The following is a 21723-nucleotide window of genomic DNA, read 5'->3' as shown; positions in this document are numbered from 1 at the left end:
GGCTACTCTGGCGGAAACATTTTCTCCTGCTGTTCCCACATTTCCAGCTCATCGAGTTGCTCGTCGATACGCGCCTGCACCGTCGGATCATCCGCGGGGTCGATCGCGTAGAGCGCGTCAAGCCGCGCCCGAATGCGCTCCAGCTTCAGCTGGATAATGTCGATTTCCATACCGAAAAGCTTAACGCCACCCCAGGCGGTGGGATGGCGCGTGCTTAACGACGATCGCTTGGCGGCTCTAGACTAGTTGGCGACGATGCGAACTTCGCCCACGTCGTTGCGCTCGGTGTCATCGAGGTCGATCTGCCATTCGATTGCTGCGCCTTCTTCCTCGAGCTCAGCCTCATCGACGATAGCACCAGGGTGCTGGTCAAGGGCCTGGCGGATGGCGTCCTCGGCGGAGACCTTTACGGCTGCGACCTTGTTCACCTCGTCCTCGTTCTGGTCGCGCTCACCCTCGACAACGCTGCTGTTGGCGGCATCGACCTTCAGCTCGACTACGTCAGCACCGTCGACGATGTCGATCTCGTAGGTCTCAGTGTCATCTTCGCGGTCGATGGAAATAACTACGCCGTCTGGGTACTCACCAAGCACAGCGCCGAGTGCGGAGAAGACTGGGTCTTCGCCATCTGCGGCTGCCGCAGCCTCGGTTGGCTCAGCTGTGGTGTCATCGGCTGCCTCGGACTCAGCGGACTGCTGTGCGGTTGAGGATGCAGATTCTGCAGCGGACTCTGCGGCAGTGTCGGTTGCGTCTGCAGTTTCGGTTGCTGGCTGTGGGTCAGCGTCAGTGCCGCACGCGGTCAGCGCTAGTGCGGTCGAAGCGGAAAAAGCGATTGCCATGAAAGATTTCTTATTGATTTTCATACTTTCTAACATACGGGAAGGGTTCTGGCCCTGCCACTAAATCTTCTGCAGAAACTGTGTAAAAACGATGCCTGTTAAGCTCCGCTAGGTGGCAAAAGTGCAGTTCAGAGAGAGCGCAACTCTAAACGGTAACAAAAGGGCATCAACTCTTATGGGAAGCATTTTCCCCGCGCTTGGGAGCCCTTTTAGTTAGGGAGCCAGTATTCGCTTCACAGAAGCTAACCTACGGCCTGACGCTCCGTAAATCAGTAATTCTGGAGTGTGCAGTGATCCACTCAGCCGCATCAGGGTCAATCCATGTGGCCAGCAGTTTGATAGCTTTCTGTGCCTGATCAAGCTCAGTGTTTTCGCTCTGCATATTCTGTTTGATAATCGGCTCATGGTGAGCACACCGATTGCGCAGTTTGTAGACTACATCAACCTCATCTTGGAAATCGGCTAGAGATGGCACAAGGCTGCCGTCGCCGTTGCAATCTTGCGTGGCCACAAGAGTCTTTTGAACCAAGGGCCAGATCGTTGTCGCATATGTATTGGTAAAAAGATACCTCCAGAAATCAAAGCTTAGTTCCGCGATTACACGCCCAGGCGGTGGTGTTTGTGCCTCATCACTCCTCGTACGTCGTTCGGCCTTATTGATAGAGTTCTTAGCCTGAAACGTAAAAGGTATATGAGGATGGGCATACCAACGTGGCCCGTATTTTTCGGAAACGACCATGTGAACACGGTTACGCAGTAGCACCTCTATGTGTTGAATATCCTCCAGGAAAGCCTTGGTAACATGGGTATTCCATAGGTAAAGAGCTTCGGGATCGGGGTGAAAGCTGTAGGTCTTCATCCGCTCGTGTGAAAACCATTCTTCAAGGTTGTTCTTTGCAGTTTTCTTGTGTTCCATAGCTATCAGTGTTACACTGGAAATGAAAGCCTCGGAGCGATCCCTGCGTTTGAGACGTATATCACCGGGGTTATTGTTTTTGGATTAAGGGCGGGTAAGGGCCTAAAGGGGCTGATTGTTGATAGCACATGTCTTCTTTCTCCTGTGGGGTGATATAGCCCTCGGATTGGTGAAGACACTTGTTGTTCCACCAAACCACCCCAGTCACGCCTGACTGTCAGGGTGGCTGATTCATCGACCCTTTTGCGCTGAGAGTGGAAGTCACAATGCAGCTTTTAGCGTGTCGCAGCGGATTTTCCCTCCGACACGCTTATTTCCACAGTGTGACTTCCATACTCAGCGGCTCTTCGTGGCGTGGCAGGAGCGTTGAAACTAAAAAACCACAAGGCGAGGCAAGTGCTCGTCGTTAAGCGCGCTGCGATTTCAAACGGTGCAGGATTTCGCCGGCGTGCTCGACGATAAGGGTGTCCTCGTCGGCCTCGAATGCCTCCCAGTCCAGCTCATCAGGGTTGGCGTAGCCCAAGTTATAGGCCTCGCACACCTCCGGCGGAACCTGAGAGGCAAGGGTGATCTGGCAGCGTAGCGTTTCAACTCCCGTCTCAACGTCATAACTGCCCAAACCGCGCACGTGGGTGGAGTGTGCGATCTCGCCCCACGGGTGGTCCTTGAACTTATCCCACTGCTTGGTGAAGTAGTCGATGCAGTGGTAGCCAATCTCACCGATACCTGGGTGCATCTCGGAGATCTCAGTGATGTGGGGTGCATAGACGATGATTTCGCCACCATCGGCGCACACCGGCTCCATCTTGTACACACCCTTCGCACCAGTCCACAGGTCCTCGTACATCTCCGGAACCTTGGACACGATGCGCTGATACGGGCGATCCAGCCAACGGATATGGGTCTGGTGGGCAATCTCCGCGTTAGCGGCCCACGCGGACTCGGTAGTGCCCACGGCCACGGAATGCAATGTGACGGAATCATCATCACCGGTGGTAGCCACATAAGTAATGGCCAACTTCTCACCCGGAATCATATCCGATGCCGTGTTAATCAGCTGGCGGACAGGGGTAATCCCTAGGGTGCCAATAATGTCCGAGGCAGTAATCAGCGCGCCCACCCAGTGCGAAATATCAATCACATCGTGCACCGAACAGCCTGGGAAGAAATACTTGTTACCGCCAGACATGCCCACTACCTCGTGCGGGAAGATCGGGCCGACCACCAGGTTCACATCAGCCTCGGCAACCAGCTTATTGATCTGCACGTCCATCGCACGGTCTTCCAGCAGCCCAGAAGTCAGCCGCTCAATTTCCTCAGCAGGTACGGTACCCAGCGACGCAATCGCATCCGGGTTGTGCCAGTCATGGTTCACAATCTCAGCTTTGGGGAAGCGGGTCTTGAGCTCACCGGGGCCAACACCCAGCAGCTTTTCAATTGCAGCCTCTTCCATCGCAGCATGGGTGCCCAGTGCAATCAGAATGGTGATGGACTTCGCACGGTTTTCGATCGCGTCATACGCAGACTGGATCATCAACGCGTGCGGTCCGGAACGAGTGCCGTCAGGGATGACCATGACCACGTTCTTATCGTCAATATCGGCATCATCCAGCTGGGCGAGAATGAAGTCCCGTGCCTGGTCGTCGGAAAGCGAATCGGTGGGGGAGCCAATGAGGGCGGCGCTTTCAGCCAAGCCCTCAGGCACGGGGAGAGTGAGGTTTTCCTTTGTCATACCTCTAGTTTTCCCTTATCAGGCCCAGGTTTCAAGCGGACTCTTCCGATTGCTTCACCTCGAGCGTGGTTCCCGGCGGCAAAGCCTCCAACAAAGCCAGCTTGGCCAGCAGCGGGTTCTGCTCCAGCACCTTCGCCGTGCCCATCCGTGCCCGCGTCACTTTCACCTCAGTGCGCGCACGTTCCAGATCGGCCTGAGCATTGAGCTTATCGACGACCGCCCGGTCCACCGCCGAACTAATCTCCCGCGGCAGGCTAAAATCTTTCAACCGTACATTGGGTGCCACATCTATACCCACCGCGTGGCCTGCGGCAATTGCAGCCTGAGCTACCGGCGTCAAATCCATCCGGGAGCCGATCATTTGCTCAAGAGGAGTGACAGCGACAAGTTCACGCAGCGCGATCTGAGCAGCCAAGTAAATCTCACTCTCAGGATCTGCCGCGGCCTGCACATATGCCAGTGGGTTGCTCACGCGGATCGACAACACAAAGGTCAGTGTGACATCAATACCCTCGCTGGTTGGTACCTGCTGGGGAGCCAGGGACAGGTGGCGGCGCCGCAGATCCACCAGGCGGAAGCGGTCACCGGGGCGTGCAAACTCACGTTCGTGGAGTGGCTCTACTTTCCCGTCACGGGAACGCAAAAGAGCATGGCTTGGCACCTGAGCTGGGCTGCGCAGCCCGTCCGCCGGGTGCCACTGCTGCGTCAAAGCCGCTTGCGTAGTCCAACCTAAGTCTGCGGATCGACGACGAAAAAGAGCCACGGTAAACCACCTTGTGATGTTGTTGCGGATAGTTGGTTTTGATAGCTCCCGCCGCGCCGGGCTGCCTGCCGGCGGGGCAGCGAAGCGTCCGGGTGCCGTACATCGGCCCCATCGGTTTCGGGCCACAGGCCAGCATGCAGAAAGTCCGGGGCGAACGGGAGCTATTTTAGAAAGAATGAAGGACTCGAACCTTCTTGCCCACGGGGGCGTGCCACGTACCGCAGGTTCATAGTTAAGGAACACCCCGCAATGAAAAGCGGAAGCGCCTGTTCACCCTGTGCGATACCTTTCGTAGCTTAGTCGCGGTGGCGGGAAGGAAACAGCAGTGTACACCCGTATGGGTGTGCGTGGCTGAAGTTTTGGCAGACCGTGACTGTGCCCTGTCTCAGTGGATAGCGTCAGCTGTACGTAACTGCATCAGCATTCAAGACCGCAACGCCGTCCGGCTTGTAAACCGACACGCATCATTCATGCAGCTACTCTTCGACCCTTTTACTACGACCTTTTAAGGTGATTGACAATGGCTCCTCGGATCGACGATTCAACAGGACTCGACGCGGTTTCCCCAAAGACCCACAAGGCGCAGGATGCGACACATTTTCGGCCCATCATTGCCGTCAACGAACAGCTCGCCGAGTGTAAGCCGACACAGGAAAGGGTTTTACCATGAAAAAAGGATTGTCTCCCTGGCCCTTGCAGTAGTTGCTAGCGGGCTTCTGTTCGCACCGGCATCTACTGCTGGGGAAGGCCCTCGGGGCAGTGTGACGCACGGATGCCAAGCATATATCCTAAATCGTGCTGCATGGACCAACTGCTACAACGCTTCGCGTACAGGAAATGTGGCCACACACGCACATTGCACTGCACAACCTACCCGCTGGGGAATGTGGAGCTATGTGTCACGTGGTTCAACTGCTACTAATCTTTCTCGAACCGGGTGTGCCGTCAACGTTCATACCGCCCAGACTCATTGGCAATAATGTGAGGGAGACTTCGTGAGACTACGAAGAGATGTAGCGGCGGGTGCCGCAGTGCTGATAGTCGCTGTGACCGGGTTCGTCGCTGCATTTCTTGTGTCGGCGTGGACTTCTTCCCTCAATGAACTCAGTGTGGTTCTCTACACGGGCTGCATGTACACAGCCCCGATAGTCACGTTTTACGGTTGCTGGACTGAGTCGCAGCAGCGCAACGTTTTGCGTCGCTCACCCTGGCTGACGTCCCCGCGTCCATGGGCAGTACTTATTGCTCGTTCTCTCGCGTCACGTTATTTCTTGGGTGTCGCTGCCCCCTTATTACTGGTGCAGTTGAGTGTGATCGCTCTCGGTCTACTCGCAGGTGCCAAAGGATTCTGGGATCCGCGTTACGCGCTGCTGGGACATGGGCTTTTTCTGGTCTTGTTTTTATTGGGGGTGGTGATCGGGTATCTCCGCTTGAGCCCGACAATTCGCTGTGTCGTAGCGGTGTTTATAGGATTGTTCTGTGCGTCGCTAGCATCATACACCGATGAGAGGGAGGCAGCTGTGGTTTCAGGCCCCATTGATTCTGGAATACATACCCGGGGATGTTTATTGGACGCTCATGATCCATGTCACCGAGACGGTGATCAATAGGATGGTGATCACTAGGATGCCAACAATAGTCCAAATATAGGGCAGTGGTGTCGGAGGGTGGGCCGAGTGGCACATTCGGTTGCCAATTTCGTGTTTTTCTTCCGTGAGAACAAAAACCGGCAACCGAAGAGACCCTGGGGAGAACCTGTAGAGAACCAAACGCCGAATCCTTTTAGGCCATGGAGTAATGCTCGATCCCCTTGCCAATGCGGCCGTGGACACCTCAGCGTGATGGCGCATGTGGATGGACTTGGCCTGTTCGGGGTTTAAAACAACTCCAAACAACTCCAAACAACCCCTGAAAACTAGCCTGAACTGGGGAGAAGCTGGATTTTCTCGAGCTAAAGTAGGTTATTGAAAACAATAATTGTTTAATAGTTGCATGGGAGTTGTTGAAAAGATGGAAAATCGCATTTTCAACAACTTCCTGGGGAAATGCGGGCAGCCCGCGTTCCGAACCCTGCAACTGCTCATGTTCGCCGGTGGACTCCTGTGGTGCCAGAATTTTTGGTGCAGCACTTGGATTCAGCAAGTAGGCGGCACAGCAGCGCTTCGGCAACTAACCGTGGGGCAAGCTGTACCTTCCTCGAACTCAATGCCACAACTGCTTGACGACAAGTGCTTGACGACGAGGTAGCCTCGGGTCATGGCTAGCCCGTTTTTCACAGCTGAGCAGCTTCACGGAAGGCTCTCCCACCAGCCTCCTGCAGCTGTTTCCGAGTTTTTGAATTCTCATAACTGGCCGATGCAGGATAGTTCCTCTGAGCGTGTGACGTTCGCGTGGCACCAGGCATCTGGTAGCAGCACTCCTGATTCATCGCATGTGCTGATGCGTATGAACAGGATTAGTGACAAGACCAATCTGACCCGGGGCCTGATGGAAAACGTAGCAGGCACATCGCTGTGGGTGCTGACATTGGATTTGCCAGCCACCTTGCGTGCCTCATATGGTTTTTCTGCTATCAACGGCCCGATTCCACAGACCACTCCGCCACCCGGCCAGGGCCCCAGCGTTCTTCCGGATCCGCTTAATCCTTCATCGTGTAACGGCTGGAGCGTGTATGCCGGGCCGAGTGCGGCCCCCCAGCCGGACTGGGAAAACTCAGACTGGGAAAACTCAGACTGGGAAAACTCAGGCTGGCAAGGCTCAGGCTGGCAAGGCTTCGGCTCTGCTCCGGCAGGTCGGCATGGAACTAAAGCGCTGCGGTTCGCAGACCACAAGCGCAAATGCCACTTCTACCTGCCTAACCACGAGTACTGTCAAGCCACCAACCAGCCGCTGAGGCTACTAGTGTTGACAGATGCCGATGTTTGGTTTGACGGACTGGACTTACCTGGAGCCCTCGATAGGGCGATCCACAGGGGTTATCTTCCCCCGTTGGCTGTGGTGGGGGCGGTGAGCACCTCGCCGCGAGACCGGCGAGAACACCTGGCCGGCAACAGCAATTTCTTTGCAGATCTGGCGCACGCATTGCCCCGACAAGCCGTGGCGTGGGCTGACCAATCTGGGGTTGGTGTCACTACTGGTTCGATGGTTTTCGCCGGTCAGAGTTTGGGTGGTTTGTCGGGCTTACAACTCCTGATGGAAGAGCCGGAGGTATTTGGTGCCATCATCAGCCAATCCCCGTCACTGTGGTGGACACCGGGTGAGGAAAGCGCACCCGCCACGTGGTCTGATAGGCAGGTCGACTGGGTAACCGAAAAAATCGAACAACTCCCAGTGGGCCGTGAAAAGATCCTGTTGAGTGTCGGGCAGCAAGAGGGGTTCAGCGTCGAACGGGTCGAGCGTCTTGCACAAGTGTTGAAGCATCGGGGCTGGCGCAGCAGCTTCTCCATTTATGACGGTGGTCATGATTATGCCTGGTGGCGCGGAGCGCTTTTCGACGCTCTACGTGCTGTCTTGATATAGCTGCGGGCCATGTGCAGCCGCGGGCCAAGTCTGGAACCGTGCCGATTCGCTCGGTGGCAGCCCTGTCAGCCCTGTCAGCCCTGTCTCCGGTTAGTATCTTCCCCTAGATGCGAGAATAAGGGTAGGCTACCCTAATATAATTCAGGGACAATTCATAATTGTTCTCTAGCCGCTTATGAGGAGAAGAAACATGGTCAAAAACTTTCGACGCACACTGGCTACGATCAGCTGCGCTGTAGTCGCCACAACTGGTCTGGTGGCTTGTTCATCGGAAAGCGCTGATACGGGTGGGCAGAATGCTGATTCAACATCCACCAGCGTGGCAGACAATACCGACACTAATTCCGCCGAGACCGCTGAAGATTCAGCGGAATCAACCTTTCCCCTCACCTTGGAGACCCTCGATAAAGACGGGCAACCAACCGAGATCACGATCCCTGAGCAGCCAGAGCGGGTAGTTTCTGCCTCAGTAACTTTAACTGGCGCGCTTCTGGCTATCGACGCTCCGGTGGTGGCTTCTGGTGGTGGAAACCCTAATACACCCATGTTTGCTGACGGAACTGGTTTTGGTTTGGCGTGGAACGATATCGCAGAGGAACGTGGAGTTGAGCCGATTTTCACTATCGGGTCGGCGGACGCAGAGGCGATTCTGGAGCAGGAGCCGGACCTCGTCGTGATGTCCAATGTGGGTGCAGATAGCGGTGCCGAGATCTACGATCAGCTCAAGGATATCGTCCCTGTTCAGGTGATTGACTACTCGGATCAGTCGTGGCAGGAAACCACCCAGGAGGTAGCAAAGGCGACTGGCTTGGAGCAGGAAGCTGAGAAGGTGATCTCTGACTATGAAGATGCTGTTAAGAAGGCGAAAGGCAATCTTGATATCGCCGAGCCGGTGAATCTGGTGACCTTTAACAAGGACAATGGCATGAACTTCTTCACCAGTGAGTCAGCGCAGGGACAGGTGTTTGCTGATCTCGGTATCGAGCTTTCAACCCCAGCACCGGATTTGGTTGCCCAGACGCAGCAGGGAAGCAACCGGGGTGATATTAACCCGGTTAATGCTGAGAATCTTCCGTTGGCACTGGATGGTGAGACTGTCTTTGCCTTGAGTTTTGATACCGCGAAACCGGCGGATGAGCAGCTCAAGTCGAATCCCGCGCTGGCTGAGATTCCAGCGGTGGTGAACGATAATGTGGTTAACTTGGATGCTCGTTTCTTCCGCATTGATGCCTTTACTGCACAGGCGTTGGTTGAATTCCTGGTGGAGATCTCCGGAGCAGAGTAACTAATAGAGCTCCGCCTCAATGCTGCTTGGTTAGCCGCCGCTTGGTTAGCGCGGGACTACTAACGGGTGGTTGTTCACAGGTGAGTCAACAACCACAGCATCAAGATCGAAGACCTCCTTCAAAGTTTCGCTGTGAAGCACTTCGCCTGGTGTGCCGGTAGCGGCGATAGTGCCGTGCCGGTTGAGCATGATGAGGCGGTCGCTGAAACGGGCCGCCAGGTTGAGGTCATGAAGAACCATCACCACTGAGCGCCCCTGGGTGCGGTTGAGGCTTTGAACTAGTCTGAGAACTTCCACCGAAGTTGCTAGGTCAAGGAATGTGGTGGGTTCATCAAGCAGCATTGTCGGGGTGTCTTGGGCGATGGCCATGGCAATCCATGCTCGTTGGCGTTGCCCGCCGGATAGTTCATTGAGACGCTTGTCGACGATCCCTGCAACCCCTGTTGTGTGGATCGCTTCGGCAGCGACACTATCGTCGCGGTCTGACCATTGTGTTAGCCACGACTGGTAGGGGTGTCGCCCCCTGGCAATGAGCTCTCGCACTGTCAGCCCTGCCGGGGCGGTAGGCGATTGTGGCAGCAATGACATTTCTCGCGCCCGTTCTTTTCTACCCCAGTTCGTGAGCTCACGCCCGCCAAATTCAACTGTTCCTTCATAGGGCAGCAGGCCACACATTGTTTTCAGCAGGGTCGATTTTCCGCACCCGTTGGGGCCAATCAGGCAGGTGATCTCTCCTTCGTTGATGTATCCGTCAAGGTCTTTGATCACGGGATCTCCGCCGTAGCCCGATGTTAGGCGGTCGAAGCGAAAAAGCGTGGTCACTAGACTGTCTCCTTCCGGCGGATGCGGATAATCATGAAGAGGAGGAAGGGAGCACCGACGAAGGCCGTTACTACCCCTACCGGTAATTCCCATGGAAGTAGCACGCGCGCTATAAGGTCAGCCCCTAAGAGCACTACTGCGCCGATGGATGCGGACAACACCAGCGGGGGTGTGGGCGTTCCTGCTAATCCGCGTGCCAAGTGGGGGGATACGAAGGCGATGAAACCGATTGGTCCGGCAGCCGATACGGCCACGGCGGCCAGCACCACAGCGGTGAGCAATTGAATGAGGTAGCCCAAACCTACTCGGTGCCCAAGAACGTGGGCAGTAGTGTTGCCAAGGACCAAAGCTGAAAGCTGAAAAGAGAGCCAACCGGCAAGCGCTATTGCGATCAACAGTACGACAAGCGGTGCCCAACCGTGCGACCAATCACGGCCGTTTAAAGAGCCGGTTAACCACAGCCGGGCGTTGGCTGCCCGATCCAATTGGGCCCATGCCAATAACCATGAGGTGAGCGAAGAAAGAAAGATTGACGCACCGACACCCACCAACACCACTTGGAGGATTGAGCCGCGCACAGAGCGCGCCAGTAGCGCGATGACACTGGCCGTCGTTAGTGCCCCTGCGATGGCAGCTCCCGGCAAGCCCACATTCTGCACAATAATATTGGCGCCTGATTCCAGTGCCCCTCCAGAGCCACTGCCAGCGAAAATGATGGCTAGCGCGCCACCGAATGCGGCGCCGTGGGTGATTCCGAGGATATCTGGACTTGCTAAGGGGTTACGCGCCGTCGACTGGGTCAATGCCCCGGAATAAGCCAGAGCAGCACCTACGGCACAGGCCACGACGCTGCGGCCTAGGCGTAAGTCGAAGACTACAGCCCGTTCGATTGTGCTGCCGCCACCAGCGAACACAGTAAGGACCTCGCCAAGTGTGAGGGAGTACTCTCCTTGGGTAACTGACCACGCCACGGCAATGAACAGCAGCACGAGTGTCACACCAAGGCAGAGCACAAGGCGCGGGTTGAGGCGAAAGGACAGTCTGCCCAGGCTTATCGACGAAATAACCTTACTTGTCATAGATTGCCTCCAATCCGGCCACGCAAAACCAGCCAGATGAACATGGGCACGCCAAATATCGCAAGGACAATACCCATAGGTAGTTCGCCCGGTGCGGCAATAACCCTGCCCACAATGTCGGCCCACAGTGCCAGAAATCCTCCCACCAGGCCTGATAATGGGAGGACTCGTTTATAATCGGCGCCAACGAAAGCGCGGACCATGTGCGGGCCCGCCAAGCCGATAAAGGCAACCGGGCCAGCAGCAGAGACGGCCATGGCGCTTAATCCAGCGATGGCGCAAATGCCGAGGGTTTGCTGTCGGCGCACAGCCAGACCAAGAGAATGTGCAGTTTCCTCTCCCAAGGCAAGCAGGTTGAGGCCGGGGCCGAGAAGTAATCCGAGGATGAGGAAAAGCATTGTGGGGCCGACCACTATGCCCACTACCCCGAAATCCCGGCCGGCCACAGAACCGGTTGCCCAGTGGCGCAAGGCATCCAGCACAGTGAAATCCGCGAGCACTAGAGCGTTGACTACAGCGGATAGTAAGGCGGACAGTGCCATTCCGGCTAGTACAAAACTTAATGGGCTGCTTGATATTGAACCGCGGGAAGACAGCGCGAACAGCAAAATAGTAACCAGCAGTGCCCCAATCATGGCTGGAATGGTGTAGGCGGAGGAATCGTCGATAAGCCCGAGGGCAACTCCAATCGCCACCGCGGCCGAGGCGCCGGCGCCAACGCCGAGGATTCCCGGGTCAGCCAGCGGATTTCGCGTAAATCCTTGCATGAGCGCTCCGGCCGTGCCGAGGCATACCCCGGCGATCAGTGCTAGCAGGGAACGCGGAATCCGCTGCAGCGCTAGGAGAAGAACGATGTCATTGTGGGGCATTGCTTCAGCAGCTCCGGGCACCAGCAGGTATGCCCACGCGTGTGGTAATGCCTGCCACACTTCGACCAAATCGGTAGAGCGAGCCCCTACGGAAAAACTAACCCCCAGGCTGAGCGTGACCAGAATGACAATCAGCAGTCCAACCATGACTGCCGAAACAGGCTTGGATCGCCGAGCGGGGAGGGGTTGATGTTGTTGTTTCATGAGCCTCGAGCTGACATCTGTTCTCATTCTCAGGTTGGACTTTAAACGGCTCGGCAGAGTTCATCTCACCGATTGGGTATTAGGGTAGCCTAACCTTTGTTTGCTGCAAAAGCGCGAGACGGTGGCGATTAATGAACAACTCTCCAACAACTCCAAACAACTTTCCAACAACTCTGAACAACTATTGTGAGCTGCTGAAACGTGTTTTTGTTTCGGTGAAAATGGCCGATAGTTGTTAGTTAGTTGTTGGGGAGTTGTTTATAACGTCGAAAAGCGCTTTTCAAACAACTCCCTGGGGAAATGTAGAATTACCATATGGATCAGAAGATAGAGGACAGTCAGCATGGCATCCCTGGGCACATCGCCACAGCCTTGGAATCCATCCATCAGGGTTCGACGGCGAACGAGCACGAATCGTTAATACTCGAATTTAAAGAAGACCCGCAGGTTGTGAGCTCGAGGAGCCAGACCGGAGGGAAAGGCAATCCTCGGGCACAGCTTTTTGAAAAGCTTATCGACGAAGCAATTTGCATGGCGAATAGTGATGTTGGCACCGGCCATATCGTAATTGGCGTAGCTGATAAAACTTCTGGCCAAGGAGCCTTTACAGGAACAGAATGTGGTGAAGAGGAAGTGGCCCGCACGATTTTTAATCGGACCGAGCCAAATCTACGCGTCGATGTCAAGACAATAGAAGCGTACGGATGTCGGCTACTTCTTATTTTCATTCCAGAAGCTTTTACTCTTTATACCCGGAAAGACGGCCGCGCCACCCGGAGGCAGGGAACCTCCTGCGAACCTCTTGACCAACCACAGCGCCAGGCAATAATTGCAGCAAGAGCTAACCCTGATTATTCTAATCAGCTAAGTCGTGCAAAAGAACCTCATTACCGACTCGACGTTATTGAGGAAGCGAGAACGCTCCTCCAGCGAGAAAGAATGCGCAAAGGAGAAGATGCTTCAGGCATCGAGACGACAACAGGTGTACTCCGGCAACTGGGCCTAACCAATGAAGCAGGCCATCCGAAAAAGGCGGCAGACATACTTTTCGGCGAATCCTTGCCCGGGGAAGTAACCATCCGCCATTTATGGCGGAACTTCCCCGGAGTCGATCCCGCAGTCGCTGAATTTTCCGGCCCGCTAATTTTGGCGCTGCCGGCTCTGCGCAGACTAATCCTGGAAAACTCTGGAAGGGAAATCGATCGAGTGCTATATCCAGACGGGCAAGAAATTGCCATCCCTCGGTTTCCTGAACAAGCTGTTGATGAAGTTGTAGTTAATGCCCTCATTCACCGCGATTGGAGATTACCTTCGCCAGTGGTTATTGAGCAGTCCCCTCACGTGCTGAAGGTTTGGTCCCCTGGACCGCTGCCAGACGGAGTAACTACTAACAATCTTTTAACAACCCAATCGATCCCACGGAACAACCGCTTGATGTCCGCAATGCGCATCTTGGGCCTGGCGGAAGAGAGCTCACGTGGATTTGATCGGATGTGGGCATCGATGCTGCGAACAGGCCGTGACGCTCCTGAAGTAGAGGCCACACAGAATTCTGTCGAAGTAGTTCTCGCGGCAGGGCAGCCAGACACCACCTTTATGCAAGCCTTGGCCGCCCTGACTGAATCATTCGGCCCCGAGCTAGCCGAGAGCGTGAATACGCTGATAGTCCTATGGCACCTGTGGCACTCGCCAATGATCACTGAGAAAACGGCGATGGAGAAGACACAAGCAAGCCGCGTAGAAGTAAAAGAACTAATGGCAGCCCTGCGTGACCTAGGGGTGCTCGACACAGTTCGTGGCGCTGATGAATGGGTCCTCAGTGCCAAAGCTCAGAAAACTATGGGCAAGCTAAAACCTGGTGAAATAGCTGCTGTCACTGTCCAAGAATGGATCGAAACACGCCTAAACTCTGGGGAAGCCCTCAGTTCTGCCGAGGTCAGTGAAAAAACTGGAATCAGTAGGCAGGAAGCAACCGAACACCTGAGACATCTTCGAACCTTGGGCCGTGCCCACATTGATCCGACCGGCCCACAGCGGGGACCAGGCACAAAGTGGATAGCGTTATAACGAAACAATAGGTGAGTTGCGGCAAGGTGGTGGAAAGCCATGGGGAGACAACTATCCAACAACTCCAAACAACTCTCCAACAACTTTCCAACAACTCTGAACAACTATTGTGAGCTGCTGAAACGTGTTTTTGTTTCGGTGAAAATGGCCGATAGTTGTTAGTTAGTTGTTGGGGAGTTGTTTATAACGTCGAAAAGCGCTTTTCAAACAACTCCCTGGGGAAATGCTGTCGTGGAGGCCGGTTGACCAGCTACCCACTAACTTCCCACAGTGTTATGTTGAGTGGGATGTTCCGTTCCCGGGTCAACGGTGCCGCTAGGGGCGTCGGTGTTTACGTGAGGCTTAAGATTTGACTTCGCTTGATGTCGAGCCGGGCCTGCTGTAATCATAAATAGCTGGGGAGGCACAAATTTGTAAAAAGTATTAATTATTTTCGTAAGGCAATAGCGCGAAGCGAAAGCCTAAGAGGGAACCATACTGTGTCAGAGATCACCTCTGAAACTGGCACGGCGTTTGATGATGCCAAGAAGCAGTTCGGGAAGTCCCGGGTTTCTGATGATGACTATGAATTGTTGGCCACTCCGCGTCGTGAGCTGTCGGTTGCCATTCCGGTACGCCGTGATGATGATAAGCGCGAAGTTCTGCACGGCAACCGTGCGTAGCACAGTTTTACCCGCGGCCCCGGCAAGGGTGGTACCCGCTACGCGGAGGATGTGAAGGAGGTTCGTGCGTTGTCGATGCTGATGACGCGGAAGTGTGCGCTACTCAACCTACCGTACGGTGGTAAGGGTAGTGTGGTTCCCCTAAGAACGAGTAAGGAAGACCTCATTATCTTCAGGCTGTCCGCTTGTGCCTGGCCTTGGTGATGGGCGAGGAGGTAGTACTTCAGGATTAATTTCGAGATGGCGATGGTGGTTTCGAAGGCGTTAGTGGTATCTGCAAGGGTTTAACGTTGACGGTTTACGAGAGCGGTTTCAAGTTTATTCCTTCGCTCGATTCACTTAAACCACGAGGAACTATCACTGGACCTGAGCTCGTTGGGTCATCCCACACCTCTGCGTGTAAACCGTAGGCGTGGGCGAGCACGTCCGGTGTGAATGCTTCTTTTGGGCGGCCCTCAGAAATCACCTCACCAGCTTTCATTATGAAAATGCTATCTGAATATTGGCTTGCCAAAGTCAGATCATGCAACACCATCACCACAATTTTACCGGCTTCGGCTTGCCGACGGATTAGTTGCAGCATCGCAATGGCGTTTGCGGGATCGAGAAAAGTTGTAGGTTCATCAAGAAGAATTACCGGGGTATCTTGCGCCAAGATCATGGCTAGCCACACCCGCTGTCGTTGTCCACCAGAGAGGGAGTCAACGCTCCGGTCTACCAAGTGCGCGATGTTGGTTTCGGTACAAGCCCTAGCCACAGCCTGCTGATCCGTTTTCGACAGACCGCCGAAACGGCGCCTCCAAGGATGCCGTCCTCGGGCGACGAGTTCTCCGACCTGTAAACCTTCCGGCGCTACTGGATGCTGAGGGAGCATGGAAACCAGTCGAGCTGCCTCAGTGGCAGTGAGGTGATGAATGCTTTCACCGTTGACTGACACGGAGCCTTCAGAGGGCGCTAGCACTTTGGACATTGACTTAAGCAGCGTAGATTTACCGCAGCCGTTGGGGCCGATCAAGGTAGTTACGCTGCCTGCCAGGGCCTGTAAACTAATACCCTTGACAACATCTCGCCCCTTCTGATATCCCGCTCGCAGCTGTGTAACGTCAAGGGGCGGATAGTGGCTTTTCATGATCTGGTTCCTCTTAGTCAGCGAAGGAAAAGTAGTAGGCATGGAAGGCTGTCCACTTAATGTCGATTGCCAATCACCACGCCCTTGGTTGATGAAGGGTAGCCTACTCTAGTGAATTTAAGGCTTTAGGGGTTTAGGGTGCGGGCTGCCTTAGGGGCGGGCACGCCCGTAAAACCAGTAGGGAGACCACGTCACCTGCTCTTTGGGTATGCCCCATGTATCAAGGGCGGTGCTCCGTACCGCTTTGGCGATTTCTCCTTCTCCGGCGACCCAGACGGAGGTGGGAATATTCTTGGAGCAGATGTCATTCATCTCCCTTATTGTTGCTTCCGGTTCGGCGGTTTTTTGAGGTTCTATAATGCGCAGGGTCCGGACCTTTCTGGCCCACTGGTCAGTTAATCCATCCTCCACTTCGTCGAAATCAGTAATTACTGCGATCACGTCGGTAATGGAAAGGGAGTAGGGCATGTGTGCTTCGCAGTACTCCAGGATGTGTCGGAGAGCGGGTAGCGCTGAAGCATCGGCGAGAAGGAGCTGAGAACTAGTCGGAGGAGCCCAAAGGCCGTCGCAGCGGTACATGCCCGCCGTCATTCCCGGCTGGGAACTGCTGATCCACCTCGAGCCGGGCCCGTTGTCTCCGTGGGTCACGATGTCGACATCAATCGTTGCCTTTGTTGGATGGTGGTGGCGGATGGTATACCACCGCAAGTCGGGGCGAATCGTCTTGGGTAGTTGGGCAACTGCAGCGCGGATATTCGCTCCTTCGAGTTTGAACGGCTGGAATTGCTGCCCGCTCTGCGGCATGAGGAGACCGAAAAACTCGTCCGGACTTGTCAGACGGAAATCCTGGAAGCTCGGAGAGTAAAAGGTGAGTCGGCGTAATCGAGGTTTTAGTAGTTGGTTAGATGTAACTGTAAGGAGTTCAAGCGAGTGGTTCATCAGTAACCTCAAAAGAGTAAGGGTAGCCTTGCCTAAGCAAAACGATAAGCATACTATCTATGTGATCATGGATTCTGTCAACCCCAAAGGTAGGAAAGCATGGGTATATCTAAAAAACTGACCTCTTCTTTTGCGGTAATCGCTTCTGCCGCGCTCGTTGTCGCTGGTTGTACTAAGGGGGAGGGTGATACTAACTCTGGTGCAACTGATAGCAACCCTGACGACCAGCGTATTGCCGCTATTGGTCTCGGCGACGCTGATACTTTACTTGCTCTAGATATTGTTCCGGTAGCCATTGCTCCGTGGGGCGCTGAGGGAGACGTGGATGAGCCCGGCCTAGGGCCGTGGTCTGCAGACCTGATTGGTAATGCCCAACCAACAGTTATCTACAACACGGCGCAGGGCTTTACGGCCGACATTCTAGAAGAAATCGCATCAACAAATCCCTCGCAGATCATTGCAGTCAACCACGCGGTGGATAAGGAGGCTTACGACGGATTGACGGCGATTGCACCAACCACTGTTAAGCCCGAGGAGTACGAAAACTGGCAGGTGCCCTGGGACGTGCAGATAGAGACGATCGCAGCGGCAGTGGATAAAGAGGCAGAGGGTGACAAGCTAATCGAAGATACAAACCGTGAATTTACAAGCTTCAAAGAATCCCATCCAGATCTGCAAGGGAAAACTGCAGCGGTGGTCATGCCTTATGAGGGGAAAATTGGCCTGTACACGTCAGGCGACGGCCGCGGGCAATTCATTGAAAGCCTCGGCTTCGTTATCCCTGAAGAACTTGAAGGGGACGGGTCGAGCTTCTTTGTAGACTACGCACCAGAAAACTACGCTTCGCTCAACAATGTGGACTACCTTTTTGTTCTTGATTACCAGGGGGCGGTAGATACAATCAAGCAAGATCAAACCTTCCAAGATCTAGACATTGTGAAAGATGGACGGGTTCATTACTTCTCTGATGACGTGGGCAACGCGATGAGTATGCCCAACCCAGTAACTATTCCTTGGGTAATTACTCAATTTGACGATCAGCTCTCCTAAGGAAAGCCGTAGCGAGTGTCACAAACGAAAGGCAGAAAGAATCAGCAGTTAGCTATCGTAATTCTGAGTTGTACTGCGGTCGCGCTGCTGGTTTTATCGTTATTCCTCGGATCCCGAATGTTGGCACCAGGTGAAGTTATTTCCGGTCTGAGTGGTACTGCGAATCCAGATATCCACGGGATCATGTGGAATCTGCGTATTCCCAGAACTCTTCTAGCTTTCTTGGTCGGTGCTGCCCTCGCGGTAGCTGGTCTTCTTGCTCAGGCCTGGACCGGAAATCCTTTAGCAGATCCTGGGATAATCGGGATTACTGCAGGAGCCTCATTTTTCGTTGCTCTAGGTGCCGTCTCGGGACTTGCAGTGACCGCTGAAAGTAGAACCGTTGCTGCTTTGATCGGCTCCGCACTCGCTGTATTGTTAGTTTTTTTCTTCTCCCGTCGAGCATTCGGCCCTCTAGCGTTAGTTTTAGCAGGAGTCGGTGTCTCGGCTTCTCTTCAGTCAGGAGCCGTCATAATCGGCCTGTTTTCCACCGAGGTTTTAGAGAGCATGCGGCGTTGGACAGTCGGTTCGACATTCGGAAGAACGTACGAAGACGTTGCAATAGCCGCCATTGGGCTCCTACTAGGGCTGGTTCTAGCGGTTCTCGCTGCTCGTCCCTTGGACCTGCTAGCCATGGGGGAAGAAACGTCTACGGCTCTTGGTAGTTCACCTCTGCGTGCTCGACTTCTCGCCACGACAGGGATCGTCGTCTTGGCCGGCTGTGCAACCGCAGCAGCAGGTCCGATTGCGTTCGTCGGATTCGCAGTTCCTCATTTTCTCAGGGCTCGGCTTGGTCCGCGCACTGTCATTCTAGTAACGCCAGTGGCCCTCCTCGGCGGGATTTCTGCTCTTGCGGCGGATATCATTGGTCGGCTGATAATGCGTCCGGGGGAACTTGAAATGGCCATCGTGCTCTCCATGATCGGTGCGCCCTTGCTAATCATCGCGGTAAAGCGAGGATTGGGCTGGAAAAAGGAGACGATCTAAATGGTTACGGCGCTTGCTGGATTGGTCACGCTACACAAACGTCAGCGACTGCGTACAGCGGGAGCGCTGCTGCTTCTAATTTTTATAACAGTGGTTGCGTACCTAGCTTTACTGGGTCTAGGGCCAGTTCGCTTCTCTCCGTCTGAAGTTATCGATGTTCTCACCGGCGGTGGAACGTCGTCCCAAATCAATGTTATTTGGGAGCTCCGACTTCCCGTGAGTATAGCTACGGTCATTGTCGGAGCTGCCTTAGGTATCGCTGGGGCGTGGAGTCAAACGATGTCTCGCAACCCACTAGCGTCACCCGACGTTCTTGGGGTGACAGGTGGCGCGTCAGTCGCTGTAGTATTTGGCACTGTCTCTTCTCTCCCAGGTTTCGCGCAAGACATTCCAACTTTCTGGTGGCGTGCAGGACTAGCAATTCTGGGGTCGCTGGCAATCGTGCTGACGTTAACTTTGTTGGGAGGCGTAGGAACCAGCCAGAAAATAGTGCTCATTGGGTTTTCTTTGTCGCTCATGTGCCAAGCGATAGTGAGTTACCTTTTGCTGAAAGCTCAGATTCTCCGTGCTGCGGAGGCTCAGACCTGGCTCGCGGGCTCGACAGGATTTATTCGGATGGACGCCATTATTCCTTTGTGCACCGCCTTGGTACCATTTCTCATCATTGGAGTGTGGTGTGCTAGAGATCTTCCCGTCCTAGCTCACGACGATGTTTCTGCCACCATGCTTGGCGTTGATATCCGTTTTCAGCGAACCCTGCTGCTGATAGCTACCACGGGCACGGCAGCTGTTGTCGTCTCCGTTGCAGGTCCTATCGGGTTTGTGGCTTTGTTGGCTCCGCACGGGGCACGAATGCTTACCGGTAGTGCTCTACCGTCGCCTTGTGTTGCTGGCGCTGCAGGGGCAGCGTTACTTTCGGTTTGTGCTGTCGTTGCGAAGCTCTTACCTGTGGCGGTCCCCGTCGGCGCAATAACTTCGGTGGTTGGTGGGATCGCTCTTGTCGTTTTGATCGGCCACCACAGTTCACGGGCCTCACGCCATTAATACCGCCAGGTTGTCACTGCGGCAGCAACTCGGCTGAGTCTGAAGCTGTACCCTTGGCATCATGCACAGTGCTCCTCACATCATCGTTGGTACCGGCCTGGCGGGCCTTGTCGCAGGCTACGAGGCTGTCAAGGCTGGTAAGCGGGTGGTCTTCATCGACCAGGAATCCCGCGCGAATCTCGGTGGCCAGGCATTTTGGTCGCTCGGTGGTCTGTTTTTCGCGGGCTCGCCGGAGCAAAAACTGATGCGCGTGCGTGACAGTGAAGAATTGGCCTGGCGTGATTGGCAGAACTCCGCGCGTTACGACGACACCCCTAATGACCTGCACCCGCGCCAGTGGGGCCGCGCTTTTGTCCACTTTGCTGCCACCGAGATGCACCCGTACTTGAAAGACTTGGGTCTGCGCATTATCCCCACGATCGGCTGGGCGGAGCGTGGCAGTGGTGATGCCTCCGGCCACGGCAACTCTGCACCACGCTTCCATGTGACGTGGGGTACTGGGCCTGAGGTGGTGCGCGTGTTCCGTGAGCCACTCGAAGCCGCCGAGGCCCGTGGCCAAGTTGAGTTTAATTTCCGCCACCGCGTCGATGAGCTGATTGTGGAGGACGGGCGCGTGGTGGGGGTGCGGGGCATGGAGCTTGCCGACGACCACTCGCACCGCGGAGCGCCCTCCAATAGGCAGGAGCTGCGTCACTTTGAAGCCCGTGGTGCGTCGGTGGTGATCGCCACCGGTGGTGTCGGCGGCAATCTGGAGAAGGTGCGCCAGATGTGGCCGGATAAGCGGTGGGGCGACTGCCCCGCAGACATGGTTCAGGGCGTGCCCGATTTTGTTGATGGCCGTGGCATCGATATCGCCGCTGCTGCCGGGGCGAACCTGGTCAACACTGATCGCATGTGGCACTACCCGGAAGGAATGATGAACTGGAACCCGATCTGGTCCGCTCATGGCATCCGCATTATTCCCGGCCCCAGCTCCATCTGGTTGGATGCAGGCGGCAATCGCTTGCCGACGAACCTCTTTCCCGGCTCCGATAACTTGGCAGCACTGGCACACATAGGGCGCACCGGGCGGGGCTACTCCTGGTTTGTGCTAAACAAGACGATTGTAGACAAAGAGTTCATGTTCTCTGGTTCTGAGCAGAACCCAGATCTCACCGACAAGTCCCTGAAGAAACTAGCCGGTAAGTTGGGCCCCGGCACCCACCCCGCAATCCAAGCATTTATGGAGCAGGGCGAGGACTGGGTTGTCGCCGACAACCTAAGTGACTTAGTCCGCGGGATGCACGAGGTGTCCGGGGAGTCGTCGATAAGCGAAGAAAGCTTGCGCACAGTGCTGGAGGACCGCGACGCCCAGCTAGACAACCCGTTCAGCAAAGACGCCCAGGTCAACTACGTGCGCACGGCGCGGAATTTCCTGGGCGACAAGATCGTGCGCGTGGCCCCGCCGCACAAAATTCTGGACGAGGAACACGGCCCGCTGATCTCGGTGCGGCTGCGTATCTTGACCCGCAAAACACTCGGCGGGATTGAGACTGACCTGGATGGGCGTGTGCTCAACACAGATGGTTCCGTGCTGCCCGGGTTGTACGCGTGTGGTGAGGCTGCTGGTTTCGGTGGCGGCGGGATGCATGGGAAGAACGCGCTGGAGGGTACTTTCTTAGGAGGGTGCATCCACTCCGGTAAGCGCGTCGGTGAGGCACTCGGGCGCTAGCGAGGCCACTAAAGAAGCGGACGGTGTGTTTACCCCGGTGGGCCTTTGGTTTCGTCTGGTTTTGCCG

The 21723-nt window shown here is 55.2% G+C and carries 20 protein-coding genes; 10 read left to right on the top strand and 10 right to left on the bottom strand.

Going from position 1 to position 21723, the window contains the following annotated elements; genetic code table 11:
• Nucleotides 1-2 precede the first annotated feature (2 nt).
• The 5 genes from CKV99_RS14375 to CKV99_RS12150 all read right to left on the bottom strand — a co-directional run bounded on the left by CKV99_RS14375 (nucleotide 3) and on the right by CKV99_RS12150 (nucleotide 4250).
• Nucleotides 3-170 (bottom strand): hypothetical protein, encoded by a 168-nt coding sequence (locus CKV99_RS14375; RefSeq protein WP_157728462.1) that lies wholly within the window; start codon nucleotides 168-170, stop codon nucleotides 3-5.
• A 72-nt stretch (nucleotides 171-242) separates the two neighbouring features.
• Nucleotides 243-863, bottom strand: a complete 621-nt coding sequence (locus CKV99_RS12165; protein ID WP_143063471.1) for a PepSY domain-containing protein — start codon at nucleotides 861-863, stop codon at nucleotides 243-245.
• Nucleotides 864-1086: 223 nt separating this feature from the next.
• Nucleotides 1087-1755, bottom strand: a complete 669-nt coding sequence (locus tag CKV99_RS12160) for an Abi family protein (RefSeq protein WP_092260416.1) — start codon at nucleotides 1753-1755, stop codon at nucleotides 1087-1089.
• 406 nt (nucleotides 1756-2161) lie between these two features.
• On the bottom strand, nucleotides 2162-3487 hold the full coding sequence (locus CKV99_RS12155) for a lactate racemase domain-containing protein (RefSeq protein ID WP_092260419.1): 1326 nt from the start codon (nucleotides 3485-3487) through the stop codon (nucleotides 2162-2164).
• Nucleotides 3488-3518: 31 nt separating this feature from the next.
• Entirely contained in the window at nucleotides 3519-4250 is a 732-nt protein-coding gene (locus tag CKV99_RS12150) for an SPFH domain-containing protein (protein WP_092260421.1), read from the bottom strand.
• 995 nt (nucleotides 4251-5245) lie between these two features.
• Between CKV99_RS12150 and CKV99_RS14370 the strand changes: the two genes are divergently transcribed.
• The 3 genes from CKV99_RS14370 to fepB all read left to right on the top strand — a co-directional run bounded on the left by CKV99_RS14370 (nucleotide 5246) and on the right by fepB (nucleotide 9054).
• Nucleotides 5246-5860 carry a hypothetical protein gene (locus CKV99_RS14370; protein WP_143063472.1) on the top strand — a complete coding sequence of 205 codons (615 nt, stop codon included), beginning with the start codon at nucleotides 5246-5248 and terminating at the stop codon, nucleotides 5858-5860.
• Nucleotides 5861-6506: 646 nt separating this feature from the next.
• A complete protein-coding gene (locus CKV99_RS12140; RefSeq protein WP_092260425.1) occupies nucleotides 6507-7769 on the top strand; it encodes an alpha/beta hydrolase-fold protein in 1263 nt (420 codons plus the stop codon).
• Nucleotides 7770-7959: 190 nt separating this feature from the next.
• The gene (fepB, locus tag CKV99_RS12135) at nucleotides 7960-9054 is read left to right on the top strand and encodes a Fe2+-enterobactin ABC transporter substrate-binding protein (protein WP_157728460.1); all 1095 of its coding nucleotides are present in this window, start codon (nucleotides 7960-7962) and stop codon (nucleotides 9052-9054) included.
• Between the two features lie 45 nt (nucleotides 9055-9099).
• On the opposite strand, the gene CKV99_RS12130 is transcribed toward fepB, so the two are convergent.
• From CKV99_RS12130 to CKV99_RS12120, 3 genes are read right to left on the bottom strand one after another with little or no spacing between them, the layout of a single operon-like run.
• Nucleotides 9100-9876, bottom strand: a complete 777-nt coding sequence (locus CKV99_RS12130) for an ABC transporter ATP-binding protein (protein ID WP_231910058.1) — start codon at nucleotides 9874-9876, stop codon at nucleotides 9100-9102.
• Complete coding sequence (locus CKV99_RS12125; protein ID WP_092260431.1) at nucleotides 9876-10955, bottom strand: FecCD family ABC transporter permease; 1080 nt, start codon at nucleotides 10953-10955, stop codon at nucleotides 9876-9878. The genes CKV99_RS12130 and CKV99_RS12125 overlap by 1 nt, the downstream gene beginning before the upstream one ends.
• Nucleotides 10952-12028 (bottom strand): FecCD family ABC transporter permease, encoded by a 1077-nt coding sequence (locus CKV99_RS12120; protein ID WP_231910056.1) that lies wholly within the window; start codon nucleotides 12026-12028, stop codon nucleotides 10952-10954. Before CKV99_RS12120 ends, CKV99_RS12125 begins: the two co-directional genes overlap by 4 nt.
• Nucleotides 12029-12343: 315 nt before the next feature.
• Between CKV99_RS12120 and CKV99_RS12115 the strand changes: the two genes are divergently transcribed.
• The 3 genes from CKV99_RS12115 (at nucleotide 12344) to CKV99_RS14840 (ending at nucleotide 14961) form a co-directional block, all read left to right on the top strand.
• On the top strand, nucleotides 12344-14095 hold the full coding sequence (locus CKV99_RS12115; protein WP_092260435.1) for an ATP-binding protein: 1752 nt from the start codon (nucleotides 12344-12346) through the stop codon (nucleotides 14093-14095).
• Nucleotides 14096-14574: 479 nt separating this feature from the next.
• Entirely contained in the window at nucleotides 14575-14757 is a 183-nt protein-coding gene (locus CKV99_RS14845; protein ID WP_231910055.1) for a hypothetical protein, read from the top strand.
• A gap of 51 nt (nucleotides 14758-14808) precedes the next feature.
• Nucleotides 14809-14961, top strand: a complete 153-nt coding sequence (locus CKV99_RS14840; RefSeq protein ID WP_231910053.1) for a Glu/Leu/Phe/Val dehydrogenase dimerization domain-containing protein — start codon at nucleotides 14809-14811, stop codon at nucleotides 14959-14961.
• Nucleotides 14962-15055: 94 nt separating this feature from the next.
• Here the strand turns inward: CKV99_RS14840 and CKV99_RS12105 are convergent, their stop codons facing one another.
• Both CKV99_RS12105 and CKV99_RS12100 read right to left on the bottom strand, forming a co-directional pair.
• On the bottom strand, nucleotides 15056-15886 hold the full coding sequence (locus tag CKV99_RS12105) for an ABC transporter ATP-binding protein (RefSeq protein ID WP_092260436.1): 831 nt from the start codon (nucleotides 15884-15886) through the stop codon (nucleotides 15056-15058).
• 150 nt (nucleotides 15887-16036) lie between these two features.
• On the bottom strand, nucleotides 16037-16825 hold the full coding sequence (locus CKV99_RS12100) for a siderophore-interacting protein (protein ID WP_092260438.1): 789 nt from the start codon (nucleotides 16823-16825) through the stop codon (nucleotides 16037-16039).
• 99 nt (nucleotides 16826-16924) lie between these two features.
• Between CKV99_RS12100 and CKV99_RS12095 the strand changes: the two genes are divergently transcribed.
• From CKV99_RS12095 to CKV99_RS12080, 4 genes are all read left to right on the top strand, one after another.
• Nucleotides 16925-17875, top strand: coding sequence for an ABC transporter substrate-binding protein (locus CKV99_RS12095; RefSeq protein WP_092260440.1), 951 nt, complete (start codon nucleotides 16925-16927; stop codon nucleotides 17873-17875).
• Nucleotides 17876-17890: 15 nt separating this feature from the next.
• A complete protein-coding gene (locus CKV99_RS12090) occupies nucleotides 17891-18901 on the top strand; it encodes a FecCD family ABC transporter permease (protein ID WP_092260442.1) in 1011 nt (336 codons plus the stop codon).
• On the top strand, nucleotides 18902-19945 hold the full coding sequence (locus CKV99_RS12085; RefSeq protein WP_092260444.1) for a FecCD family ABC transporter permease: 1044 nt from the start codon (nucleotides 18902-18904) through the stop codon (nucleotides 19943-19945).
• Nucleotides 19946-20006: 61 nt separating this feature from the next.
• Entirely contained in the window at nucleotides 20007-21656 is a 1650-nt protein-coding gene (locus tag CKV99_RS12080; protein ID WP_092260445.1) for an FAD-binding dehydrogenase, read from the top strand.
• The last annotated feature ends 67 nt before the right edge of the window (nucleotides 21657-21723 follow it).

Origin of the sequence: Corynebacterium cystitidis, assembly GCF_900187295.1 — a bacterium.
In the GTDB taxonomy this organism is placed as follows: domain Bacteria; phylum Actinomycetota; class Actinomycetes; order Mycobacteriales; family Mycobacteriaceae; genus Corynebacterium; species Corynebacterium cystitidis.
This window is presented reverse-complemented; position numbering and strand designations above follow the sequence as displayed.

Excerpts from the sequence above, each read along its gene's own strand:
- fepB (WP_157728460.1), top strand. The coding sequence starts at position 7,960 with ATGGTCAAAAACTTTCGACGCACACTGGCTACGATCAGCTGCGCTGTA.
- CKV99_RS12105 (WP_092260436.1), bottom strand. The coding sequence starts at position 15,886 with ATGAAAAGCCACTATCCGCCCCTTGACGTTACACAGCTGCGAGCGGGA.
- CKV99_RS12125 (WP_092260431.1), bottom strand. The coding sequence starts at position 10,955 with ATGACAAGTAAGGTTATTTCGTCGATAAGCCTGGGCAGACTGTCCTTT.
- CKV99_RS12160 (WP_092260416.1), bottom strand. The coding sequence starts at position 1,755 with ATGGAACACAAGAAAACTGCAAAGAACAACCTTGAAGAATGGTTTTCA.
- CKV99_RS12155 (WP_092260419.1), bottom strand. The coding sequence starts at position 3,487 with ATGACAAAGGAAAACCTCACTCTCCCCGTGCCTGAGGGCTTGGCTGAA.
- CKV99_RS12120 (WP_231910056.1), bottom strand. The coding sequence starts at position 12,028 with ATGAAACAACAACATCAACCCCTCCCCGCTCGGCGATCCAAGCCTGTT.
- CKV99_RS12080 (WP_092260445.1), top strand. The coding sequence starts at position 20,007 with ATGCACAGTGCTCCTCACATCATCGTTGGTACCGGCCTGGCGGGCCTT.
- CKV99_RS12140 (WP_092260425.1), top strand. The coding sequence starts at position 6,507 with ATGGCTAGCCCGTTTTTCACAGCTGAGCAGCTTCACGGAAGGCTCTCC.
- CKV99_RS12085 (WP_092260444.1), top strand. The coding sequence starts at position 18,902 with ATGGTTACGGCGCTTGCTGGATTGGTCACGCTACACAAACGTCAGCGA.
- CKV99_RS14375 (WP_157728462.1), bottom strand. The coding sequence starts at position 170 with ATGGAAATCGACATTATCCAGCTGAAGCTGGAGCGCATTCGGGCGCGG.
- CKV99_RS12165 (WP_143063471.1), bottom strand. The coding sequence starts at position 863 with ATGAAAATCAATAAGAAATCTTTCATGGCAATCGCTTTTTCCGCTTCG.
- CKV99_RS12115 (WP_092260435.1), top strand. The coding sequence starts at position 12,344 with ATGGATCAGAAGATAGAGGACAGTCAGCATGGCATCCCTGGGCACATC.
- CKV99_RS12095 (WP_092260440.1), top strand. The coding sequence starts at position 16,925 with ATGGGTATATCTAAAAAACTGACCTCTTCTTTTGCGGTAATCGCTTCT.
- CKV99_RS12100 (WP_092260438.1), bottom strand. The coding sequence starts at position 16,825 with ATGAACCACTCGCTTGAACTCCTTACAGTTACATCTAACCAACTACTA.